The organism is Wolbachia endosymbiont (group B) of Aricia artaxerxes, assembly GCF_964026975.1.
Lineage (GTDB): Bacteria > Pseudomonadota > Alphaproteobacteria > Rickettsiales > Anaplasmataceae > Wolbachia.
This window is the reverse complement of record NZ_OZ034718.1, coordinates 1036543-1047174: the sequence shown is the minus strand read 5'-3', so window position 1 is coordinate 1047174 and position 10632 is coordinate 1036543. Positions and strand designations below refer to the sequence as shown.

Here is a 10632-nt window from a genome sequence, read left to right as displayed (position 1 = left end):
AGTACAACTTATGCCACCTATAGAAAAAGACTTCAATATAAGACCGTGCTCCATACTTAACTTTAAAAAATGAGAGTAAGTAACCAAAGAGAATATAACGAGTTTCTCAAAAAAAGAGGAAATGTTTTTCATTTTGTTAATCAAGCCATAGAAAATTGGTATGAAAATAGTCCAAAAGTTGCAGGTGGCAATAACACTTATAGTGATAAAGTTGTAATTTTAATACACATAATAGTTCATCTTTTTAGAATTGGCTTGAGACAAGCTGTAGGTTTTGTAAAAGGTTATATGGTACAAATAGGCAAAAAACTTAAGATTATCAGCTATACACAAGCTTCCAGAAGATTTAAAAAGCTTAATTTGAAGATTGATGACCATAGAAGCAATAAAGATGATCTGGAAAATGTTGAAATTGCCGTAGATAGCACTAGAGTTAGTATCTACAATAATAACGGTGGGCATAGTAAGCTTAATATTCGAAAAAGAAAATACAGTGGTTATGGTCAAGTAAGAAAATTACATGTTGTTTTAAACATAAATGATAAGAAAGCAATAAGCATGAACTACACTAGTGGTGTTGCTGTAGACTATTTGCCGGTCTGCGATATGTTAGAAGAAGTCAGTGATAAATATAACATTTGTTCTATTCGAGCAGATGCGGCTTATGATATAAAAAGTGTGTATAAAGAATGCAGAAAATACAATATTGTGCCTATTATTCGCCCTAGGAAGGATACTAAAATTTGTTTAGCTGACTACTTATCAGAAAGAAACAAGTATATTAGTAGAATTAGGTCATATGAGAATTATGAAGATGGTATTAATGAATGGAAGAAAAAAGTTAAGTATGGAGCACGGTCTTATATTGAAGTCTTTTTCTATAGGTTGAAGCAAATATTTGGGTTTGGCTTGAAAAATAAATCAGAGGTAAATCGTGAAAAAGAGCTGTTAATTAAGTGCTACTTATTGAACAAATTTACTGATATAGGTATGGCTGAATTTAAATTAGCTGCGTAAATTCACTGTGATTTACATGCCTATCAGTGCTATGCAACAAAGCCTTGCTGCATTATGCTGCTAAGAATAATAACTCGGATTTAGTAGACCTTTTATTAGATAAGGGGGCTGATACTAATGCTAAGGATAATGATGGTTACACTTCTCTGCATATGGCTGCAGAGCATGGTCATTTAAATGTAGTAAAAAAGCTTCTAAAGAAAGGGGCTGATATTGATGCTAAAAACAGTGATGGTTTAACACCTTTGGAATTAGCAAACAACGAAAATAAGTCAGAAGTAGTAAATTTTCTTTTAGGTTACAAGGATAAGAACGGTTATACGTTGCTGCATTATGCTGCTAAGAATAATAACTCAGATTTAGTAGATCTTTTATTGACAAAAGGGGCTGATATTAATGCTAAAGATAATAGTGGAAATACTCCTCTGCATACGGCTGCTCTAAATGGTAAATTACAGGTATTAGAAAAGCTTTTAGATAGGAAAGCTAAGGTTGATGCTAAAGACAATAAAGGTAATACTCCTCTACATACGGCTGCTCTAAATGGTAAATTACAGGTATTAGAAAAGCTTTTAGATAGGAAAGCTAAGGTTGATGCTAGAAATAACAGAGGCTCTACTCCTCTGCATATGGCTGCAAAGTATGATCGTTTAAATGTGTTGGAAAAGCTTCTAGAGAAAGGAGCTAAGATTGATGCTAAGAATAATGCTGGTTATACTTCTCTGCACTTGGCTGCTTTCACAGGTCATTTAGATATAGTAAAAGAACTTTTAGATATGGGAGCTAAGGTTGATGCTAGAAACAATGATGGTTTAACGCCTTTGGTATTAGCAGATAATGAAAATAAGTTGGAAATAGTAAATTTCCTTTTAAGTTACAAAAATAAGAACGGTTATACGTTGTTGCATTATACTACTTTAGATAATGACCCAAGTCTCATAGGCTTTTTATTAGAAAAAGGAATTGATATTAATGCTAAAGATAATAGTGGAAATACTCCTCTGCACTTGGCTACTTTAAATGGTAAATTACAGGTAGTAAAAAAGCTTCTAGAGAAAGGAGCTGATATTAATGCTAAAGATAATAGTGGAGATACTCCTCTGCATGTACCTTCAAGGTATGGTCATTTAGAAGTATTAGAAAAGCTTTTAGATAGGGGGAGTAAGATTAATGCTAAAAATAACAGAGGTTATACTCCTCTGCATGTAGCTGCAAGGTATGGTCATTTAGAAGTATTAGAAAAGCTTTTAGATATGGGAGCTGATATTAATGCTAAAAATAACAGAGGCTCTACTCCTCTGCATATGGCTGCAGAGCATGGTCATTTAGAAGTAGTAGAAAAGCTTTTAGATGAACGAGCTAAAATTTATGCTAAAAACAATGATGGTTTAACGCCCTTAGAATTGGCAAACAACGAAAATAAGTCAGAAGTAGTAAATTTTCTTTTAGGTTACAAAGATAAGAGTGGTTATATGTTACTACATTATGCTGCTCAGGATAATAACTCAGGTCTGATAGGCTTTTTATTAGAAAAAGGAGCTAGGATTGATGCCCAAAACAATGATGACTCCACTCCTCTACATCTGGCTGCTCTGAATGGTCATTTGAGCGCAGTAAAAAAACTCTTAGACAAAGGAGCTAGGATCAATGCTAAAAACAATGATGATTGTACTCCTCTACACTTGGCTGCGAGCTATGGTCAGTTAAAAGTAGTAAAAGAGCTTTTAGACAGAGGAGCCAATGTTGATGCTAAGAGTAATGATAGTTATACTTCTTTGCATTTTGCTGCTAAATTTGATCACTTGAATATAGTAAAATATCTCATAAAAGAAGGAGCTGATGTTAATGTTAAAAACAGTGATGGCGACACTCCTCTGAACATAGCTACTAAGCTTAATCGTTTAGATATAATAAAATACTTTAAGTCAGAAGGTGCTCTTCGTAGCCGTCGTAGTATCGAATCTAAAGAATTACCAAAAGAGATTGAAGATTTGCACTACTATTATAATGAGCTTGTATCAGATAATTCATTACAGAGTAATAAGATAGACTATAACAGGGAAAATAATAATCAAGCTGCAAGTGGGGCAAGTAAGCCATCTTCGTGGATAAACTGTTTATTTAGTTGGGTGAAAAGCTCTATGAGTGGGTTATTAGGTTCGAGAGCTACTCTGTCTGAGGAAAAATTAAATACTAAAAGTTCAATATCACAACCGATGGATGTAGATGGTACAATACTATTACTTGATGTGCTGGTTAGAAAGGTCACGGGTCAAAAGTATATTTCCACGGTAGGTCAGTCTATACCACCATTAGAAGCACAGGGCTATGCATTAAATATTACAGAGGGATTTGAGAAAGTAGTAAATCAAGCTGCATTAAGAAGTGGCATATCAATGCATCGATTAAATATTGATTTTGTGGAAATACAGCAAGAAGTTAAAAGAAAAATCATAAGAGGTAAATATAATGAGATTTCAGGAATTTTAAACTCACATATAGAGAAAGCATGTCCTGGCGGAGAAGCTGGTAAATTAAGTCCGAAGAAATTTGACAAACTTATAGCGCAATTTGATAAGGGCCTGCTAAATCAATCAATAGAGCAGATATTACACAACAGAGATGGTAGATTAGAAGTTGATGATACAAAGCAAATGAGTTTAGAGCCTCAAAGTTATTTAAGTAATGCTTCAGTTCACAGCCATTCAAAAGTATCAACTTGTCTTTCTGAGATAGGAGTAACCAAACTTGGAGGTAATATCAATAGGTAGGTTATAATATAAGAGGTGCAGCTATAATATGCCAAGTAGTGGAAAATTTAAAGTGAAGGTAGCCAAAATAATTAGGGATACCAGACCAAGTTTGATGGTCCTAATACTAAAATGGATGAAGTAGACATAAAATGCTAAGTGGTTAATGTGTTTTCCATATTGAACTTACAGCACGTAGCTTTGATATAGAAGTTTGGGTAACGTTATGATATTAATTTATATAATTCTATGTGCAATCTTTATAGCTATTTTACACAGTTCATTAGACTCTTAATGGCTTTGTTGCATAGCACTGATAGGCATGTAAATCACAGTGAATTTACGCAGCTAATTTAAATTCAGCCATACCTATATCAGTAAATTTGTTCAATAAGTAGCACTTAATTAACAGCTCTTTTTCACGATTTACCTCTGATTTATTTTTCAAGCCAAACCCAAATATTTGCTTCAACCTATAGAAAAAGACTTCAATATAAGACCGTGCTCCATACTTAACTTTTTTCTTCCATTCATTAATACCATCTTCATAATTCTCATATGACCTAATTCTACTAATATACTTGTTTCTTTCTGATAAGTAGTCAGCTAAACAAATTTTAGTATCCTTCCTAGGGCGAATAATAGGCACAATATTGTATTTTCTGCATTCTTTATACACACTTTTTATATCATAAGCCGCATCTGCTCGAATAGAACAAATGTTATATTTATCACTGACTTCTTCTAACATATCGCAGACCGGCAAATAGTCTACAGCAACACCACTAGTGTAGTTCATGCTTATTGCTTTCTTATCATTTATGTTTAAAACAACATGTAATTTTCTTACTTGACCATAACCACTGTATTTTCTTTTTCGAATATTAAGCTTACTATGCCCACCGTTATTATTGTAGATACTAACTCTAGTGCTATCTACGGCAATTTCAACATTTTCCAGATCATCTTTATTGCTTCTATGGTCATCAATCTTCAAATTAAGCTTTTTAAATCTTCTGGAAGCTTGTGTATAGCTGATAATCTTAAGTTTTTTGCCTATTTGTACCATATAACCTTTTACAAAACCTACAGCTTGTCTCAAGCCAATTCTAAAAAGATGAACTATTATGTGTATTAAAATTACAACTTTATCACTATAAGTGTTATTGCCACCTGCAACTTTTGGACTATTTTCATACCAATTTTCTATGGCTTGATTAACAAAATGAAAAACATTTCCTCTTTTTTTGAGAAACTCGTTATATTCTCTTTGGTTACTTACTCTCATTTTTTGTGGCATAAGTTGTACTTGTTTGAAAAATGCCTATTTTACAACAAAATTCGTTAGTAGCCATATATTAAAAAGCTTTTCTTCTTACAATAACCTCAACCAACACTAGCTATGCAACAAAGCCATGCAGAGTCAGCGCTGAGTGCAGCAAATGCCAAGTTGAAACAATTGAAGCGTAACAATGAAACTTTAGATATAACTATGCCTGGTAATCCTCAAATTTTTGCAGAAGCTAAACTTAATCTTATAGACTTTAACCAAGCGGTAGATGGTGAATGGATAGTTAATAGAGCGGAGCATACTCTAAATAGCTCAGGCTACCTTACTATGTTATCAGCATCTTTGAGTAAGTAACGTTAAGGAAAAATAAGTATATAGTCTATTCAATGTAAAGAAACTACTGAATATGAGTCAACTGAAATGTAATGAAAAGGAAAAAATACATTTTGTATGGTTTATAATATTAATGGTATGTGTTGTTATTACTTATTGCTACCAAAGATCTAAAGCTGCAGATAATTATAACAAAACATTACAAGTGGCTACTAATAATTGCAACTTAGAAATAGTAAAACTTTTAGTAAAAGACATGGCTCCAAACTTGAGTGGAACAACGTTACATTTTGCAGCAAGAAAAGGATGTTTAGACATTATCAGATTTTTAATAGAAGAGGAAAAAGTAAATATAAACGCACTTGATAGAAATGCATTTAAAAGAATAGCTTTACATCACGCTGCAGGTGAAGGACACCTAGAAGTTATTAAGTTTTTATTAGACAAAGGTGCAGACCCTACCATTAGAGACACAGATGGGAAAAACCCAAGAGATGTAGCTGTACTAAGATCAAGGCACAATAAAGATAAACCTTACAGAGAAATCATTAAGCTACTTGCAGAAGCAGAGGATCGATACGAATCAACAAAGAGTAATCACTGAAGCTATAAGTTTCTATAATCTGTATATAAACTTCCAAAACTATCCATAATGGATTAATATTCTTACATGAAAAAGCAAAAAATCCCAATAGCGGTAATAATAACAACAGCTGTACAGACTATAGGGTTCATATGGTGGTTGGCAAAACTCGACTTACGTGTACAAATCAATGATAAATTTATAGAAAAAAACCAAGGACTAATAGAAATAGTCTATCGACTTGAAGAGAGAGTGAAAAACCTCACTGAAGAAGTCAACGAACTTGAAGCTATTCACAAACACAAATAACGACTGAATTTTACAATGACTAGATATATCTTGTCTGTTGATGGCGGAGGCATAAGGGGCATAATACCAGCCATTATTCTAGCAGAAATAGAAAAGATGGCAAAGAAACCGATAGCTGAAATCTTTGATCTGATCGCAGGAACCTCAACTGGTGGAATTGTTGTAGCAGGATTATGTAAAAAAGATAAACCTCAATATTCTGCTAATGATTTAGTCGAGTTCTATCGGGAATATGGACCATATATTTTTAAGTCTTCATTTTTTAGGCGATCAATACTATCTTGGTTTCACTGCGCACAATATCCACATAAAAATATTGAATCTGTACTGGATAAATATTTTGGAGAGGATATTCTAAAAAAGACATTAAGTAATTTGCTAATCACAAGTTACGATATTAACAATAATTGTCCATTTTTCTTCAAAAGCTGGAAAGAAGGTAATATTAAGCTGAAAGATGCACTCAGAGCTACAACAGCTGCACCTACTTATTTCATACCAAAACATCTAAAAATCAACCAGATAGACAGAGTATTAGTGGATGGAGGGGTTTTTGCCAATAATCCAGCGGCTTGTGCATATGCAAGTGGTAAGAGGTTATTTCCAAATGATGATATTCTACTGTTATCGATAGGTACTGGCAGAACAGATAGAAGCATAGCCAATTCAAAGAGATTGGGAAAAATAGGCTGGATAAAACCACTACTACATGTGATGTTTGCCTCAAGTTTAGATGCAGTAAATTACCAACTTGATCAAGTTATAGGTGATAAATATATACGCATACAATCGCAACTAAAAATAGCATCACCTGACATGGATAATATTACATCAAAAAATATCAAATCTCTTCAGCAAGAGGCAAAGGCAATGATAGAGGACAATCAGGAACTGATAGATAAATTCTGTGATGTTATATCTTGATAAGTAGAGATGCCAAATTCTGCAGAGCTAAACAAGAGTTTAGAGTAGATATATTAACTACTTTTATTTATATCTTAATATATTATTTCTGAGTCAATAAACTATCGCTGTTTTTAACCCAGGCTAAGTTTTGAAAGCATAATTTTCAAGCTCCTCAATAGATAAATCTGCTATTTTAGAAATAGCATCAATAGAAACGTCCAACATACGTAAATTATTCGCAACTTTTATTGCCTCTGCTTTATAAATCTTTTCTTTGTAAACTTGCTTTCTTTGCGATAAAAATTCTACCCATATATCCAGTTCATCTCGTGATTCTTGATTGTCAATTTTTTTAGACTCTCTCACCCAACTTAATAGCTCGTTTTCTGCTTTGCAATTATCTTCTTCATACTTCTTCATCAGATCTTCAGCATTCACTGATAACTTCTCTGCTATTTCCCATAATCTTTCGCTTAAAATAGTAACACTACCTTGTTCATAGTGATGTATCTGTGATGGTCCTATATCTAGCTCTCTTGCTAAATCCTCTTGAGTATATCCCCTTATTATTCTCCATTTTTTTATCTCTTGTCCTTCGTTTGAATGCTCAGAGCCTTTTTTCTCATCATATTCTTCAGTTGATAAACCAGTTGCCCGATAGATAATATCATTATCAAACCCTACTTTCGCTAAGTTCTTGGCCATGCTTACCCTTGCAGCTTTTACATTATTTTCCTCTTCAGCTTGAATAAACCCAGTTAAGTCGCGAATCAACTTGCATGATTCTTGTCCCTTTATTTTTGCTATCATCCATTCTTTGTTAAAAGAACAATTTTCTCTCAGTACTTTTTGTCTAGGAAATAAGCTGCCAACATGAACTGATAATGCTTCCGCTATTACTTTTAATTTTTTAGTTGGAATGCCACATGCTCCTTGCTCATATCTTAGCAATGTATGATATTTTATGCCGGTTTTATCTACTAAATCTTTTAGGGTATACTTTTGTTTTAGCCTCCAGCTTCTTACTTTTTGTGCTATTTTGTATCTTATAGAGATATTTGCCATATCGTAACAATTTTACCGAAATAAACATCTGTTAGAAAGCCTTTTTCAATTTTATGGTTGTAAGTAAGAAGGGAAGAAAACCTCCCTTCGTTTAAAGTTTCCGAGAAGTTTCTTTACTACCTCCACATACCTTATCAACCCACGATAATGTTTCGCTATTACTAATTGTCTTTTCAACCTTATCTTTACTCCACTTGCCACTCCTAGGAAAACTTCCTTTTTCTACCGCTTCTGTGACCGTCATTCCTCCAAAAAAACACCCTTTTCCTATATTTTCCCCTCTCTTTTGTAGTTCAGACCACATTTCTTTATCTGCCACTCTGACCTCTACTTGACTGTCATTTTCCGCATTATGGTATACTACAATTTTTAGGCTACCAATACTTGTAGGAAATGTTATTTCAAATACACCTACGACAATGTTGCAAATTTTTATTTTCCTTTCCATTATGTCCAGAAGAGTTCGGTAGCTCTTTTACGCGAAATACCACATTTACGTCCTCAAGGTTAATTTCAATTCTCTTGACCAATGTTCTGATAATATCACGTTTAGTTAACCAGTCTGCGTTATCAAGGTTTAACGTAATATTGGAAGAAAAGTCTTCTAAATTGGCCACAACCAGAGTTACCTCCTGTTCTAATTCCTTTTGATAAAATATCTTTTTCTTCTCTTCTTTAATTGTTTTTAAGCTTTGTTTCATTGCTTTAATTCGTGGTTCAAATTCCTCTTGATTGATATATTCTTGAGCATAACTATCGATAAGTCTAGCAATACCACGTTTTAATTTATTTTCTTGTTTCTCTAGCAGGTCACTTTTTTGATCCAATGATGATTTTTTTAGTTCTGAAAGCCTACGCTTGTATTCTTCTAAAATCCTGTTTGGATTTTTCAATAACTGCTTAACCTCTTCCCACACAGCTGTTTCTAATGCATCTGAGCGAATGGGTTTATTGTCACAAATCTTATTACCACCAAAACGGTAAGAATCTTTACCACTACAACGGTAATATGCATAATGACCACCTTCTTCTTCTCGTCTACTTCTCATGCAAGTTCCGTAACATCCGTAATTACAACGCTTACATATGACTAAACCTTGTAGTAAGTACTTTGCTCCTCTTTTTCTTGTCCTTGCTACTTTTCTATTTTCAGCTAATTGTTCTTGAACAATATCAAATATATCTTCATCTACTATATTTGGCACTTTAATATAAATCCAATTTGCTTTTTCAACAGGATAGACAGAGTGGTTACTTTTTGGCTGCTCACAAGAGCCTTTCTGTGGTCTTACTTGCTTTAATCTTACTCCTAACCTTCTTCTACCAAAAGCTGCTTGTCCTTTGTAAGCAGGGTTTTTCAACATACTCCAAATTGTACCTTTATTCCAGCGTTCTTTTCCTTTTTGTGTCTTAATGGACATAGTATTTAGCCGACGACATACTTCCCCAATACTTGTTCTTTCTCTGCCTATCCACAAAAATACTTTACGAACGACATCAGCTTCTTTTTCGTTAATCTCAAATAAAGCTTGTCCTCCTCCCATATGCTTATCTATATAACGATAACCATAAGGAGCTCCTCCCATTACATTTACATAGCCTTTGTTAGCTGCATAGATTTTACCACGACGACTTCGTTCCATAATTTTCGCACGTTCATATTCTGCTATCATACCTTGCATTTGTAACAGTAATTGAGATTCTGGGTTACCGTTAATCTCATAATTTAAAAAAACCACTTTTGCTCCTGCTTTTTCAAATTCTTCAATCAGCACCATTTGATATGCATATTTTCTAGATAAACGATCAGGAGAATGAATGTAAATCTTATCAATTTTACCTTCTGTTACTTTATCACGTAATTTTTCTAAATCAGGGCGGACTAAATGAGATCCACTGTAGCCGTTATCAATAAATTTATACTCACTTAACAATCTGTATCCGTCCAGATTAATTTGCTTCTCTAAAGCTGCAATTTGACTTTCTATCGTATTTCCTTCTACTTGTTTCCCCGAAGAAACTCTCGCATATAAACATACTGTTACCATTTGACCCTCCTTGAATCCCATTTTTATGTTTTAAGTTTTTTTGACTTATTTCCTTTGACACTACCTTTTCATAAGCATCTGATAAGCATTGTTCTGCTAACCGATTAGGTTCATAGCTACAGCTAATTTGGATAGCTAATCTCTTGTTTCTCATGACTTTTCCTTGAAATAATATGTTCATATCATTCCTTAAAGCCGATGGTTAATTGATTATTAGCGCTATAAGTAAATCGGACTCTTGGTTCTGGACACAGAAGTTTTCGAGAAATGGTTTTCTCTAGTTTTATTTTTATGTTTTTTGCAACATTGTCGGTAGTGTAAAAGCGCTGT

At 33.6% G+C, this 10632-nt stretch carries 10 protein-coding genes; 6 read left to right on the top strand and 4 right to left on the bottom strand.

Going from position 1 to position 10632, the window contains the following annotated elements; translation table 11 throughout:
* The first annotated feature begins 69 nt into the window (after positions 1-69).
* Complete coding sequence (locus AAGE00_RS04710) at positions 70-1017, top strand: IS5 family transposase (RefSeq protein WP_341815167.1); 948 nt, start codon at positions 70-72, stop codon at positions 1015-1017.
* A 26-nt stretch (positions 1018-1043) separates the two neighbouring features.
* Positions 1044-3788 (top strand): ankyrin repeat domain-containing protein, encoded by a 2745-nt coding sequence (locus tag AAGE00_RS04705; RefSeq protein WP_341815166.1) that lies wholly within the window; start codon positions 1044-1046, stop codon positions 3786-3788.
* A gap of 319 nt (positions 3789-4107) precedes the next feature.
* On the opposite strand, the gene AAGE00_RS04700 is transcribed toward AAGE00_RS04705, so the two are convergent.
* Positions 4108-5067 (bottom strand): IS5 family transposase, encoded by a 960-nt coding sequence (locus AAGE00_RS04700; RefSeq protein WP_341815149.1) that lies wholly within the window; start codon positions 5065-5067, stop codon positions 4108-4110.
* A 102-nt stretch (positions 5068-5169) separates the two neighbouring features.
* Between AAGE00_RS04700 and AAGE00_RS04695 the strand changes: the two genes are divergently transcribed.
* The 4 genes from AAGE00_RS04695 (at position 5170) to AAGE00_RS04680 (ending at position 7207) form a co-directional block, all read left to right on the top strand.
* Positions 5170-5412 (top strand): hypothetical protein, encoded by a 243-nt coding sequence (locus AAGE00_RS04695; protein ID WP_341815165.1) that lies wholly within the window; start codon positions 5170-5172, stop codon positions 5410-5412.
* 52 nt (positions 5413-5464) lie between these two features.
* The gene (locus tag AAGE00_RS04690; RefSeq protein ID WP_265024771.1) at positions 5465-5995 is read left to right on the top strand and encodes an ankyrin repeat domain-containing protein; all 531 of its coding nucleotides are present in this window, start codon (positions 5465-5467) and stop codon (positions 5993-5995) included.
* 66 nt (positions 5996-6061) lie between these two features.
* Positions 6062-6283: a hypothetical protein gene (locus tag AAGE00_RS04685; protein ID WP_341815164.1), complete on the top strand. Its 222-nt coding sequence runs from the start codon at positions 6062-6064 to the stop codon at positions 6281-6283.
* A 15-nt stretch (positions 6284-6298) separates the two neighbouring features.
* Positions 6299-7207 (top strand): patatin-like phospholipase family protein, encoded by a 909-nt coding sequence (locus tag AAGE00_RS04680; RefSeq protein ID WP_265024773.1) that lies wholly within the window; start codon positions 6299-6301, stop codon positions 7205-7207.
* A 123-nt stretch (positions 7208-7330) separates the two neighbouring features.
* On the opposite strand, the gene AAGE00_RS04675 is transcribed toward AAGE00_RS04680, so the two are convergent.
* The 3 genes from AAGE00_RS04675 to AAGE00_RS04665 all read right to left on the bottom strand — a co-directional run bounded on the left by AAGE00_RS04675 (position 7331) and on the right by AAGE00_RS04665 (position 10323).
* Positions 7331-8254, bottom strand: a complete 924-nt coding sequence (locus AAGE00_RS04675; protein WP_341815163.1) for a helix-turn-helix transcriptional regulator — start codon at positions 8252-8254, stop codon at positions 7331-7333.
* A 91-nt stretch (positions 8255-8345) separates the two neighbouring features.
* Positions 8346-8573 carry a hypothetical protein gene (locus AAGE00_RS04670; protein ID WP_341815162.1) on the bottom strand — a complete coding sequence of 76 codons (228 nt, stop codon included), beginning with the start codon at positions 8571-8573 and terminating at the stop codon, positions 8346-8348.
* An 82-nt stretch (positions 8574-8655) separates the two neighbouring features.
* On the bottom strand, positions 8656-10323 hold the full coding sequence (locus tag AAGE00_RS04665) for a recombinase family protein (protein ID WP_264704331.1): 1668 nt from the start codon (positions 10321-10323) through the stop codon (positions 8656-8658).
* Positions 10324-10632: the final 309 nt, after the last annotated feature.

Excerpts from the sequence above, each read along its gene's own strand:
- AAGE00_RS04710 (WP_341815167.1), top strand. The coding sequence starts at position 70 with ATGAGAGTAAGTAACCAAAGAGAATATAACGAGTTTCTCAAAAAAAGA.
- AAGE00_RS04700 (WP_341815149.1), bottom strand. The coding sequence starts at position 5,067 with ATGCCACAAAAAATGAGAGTAAGTAACCAAAGAGAATATAACGAGTTT.
- AAGE00_RS04695 (WP_341815165.1), top strand. The coding sequence starts at position 5,170 with ATGCAACAAAGCCATGCAGAGTCAGCGCTGAGTGCAGCAAATGCCAAG.
- AAGE00_RS04690 (WP_265024771.1), top strand. The coding sequence starts at position 5,465 with ATGAGTCAACTGAAATGTAATGAAAAGGAAAAAATACATTTTGTATGG.
- AAGE00_RS04685 (WP_341815164.1), top strand. The coding sequence starts at position 6,062 with ATGAAAAAGCAAAAAATCCCAATAGCGGTAATAATAACAACAGCTGTA.
- AAGE00_RS04680 (WP_265024773.1), top strand. The coding sequence starts at position 6,299 with ATGACTAGATATATCTTGTCTGTTGATGGCGGAGGCATAAGGGGCATA.
- AAGE00_RS04675 (WP_341815163.1), bottom strand. The coding sequence starts at position 8,254 with ATGGCAAATATCTCTATAAGATACAAAATAGCACAAAAAGTAAGAAGC.
- AAGE00_RS04665 (WP_264704331.1), bottom strand. The coding sequence starts at position 10,323 with ATGGGATTCAAGGAGGGTCAAATGGTAACAGTATGTTTATATGCGAGA.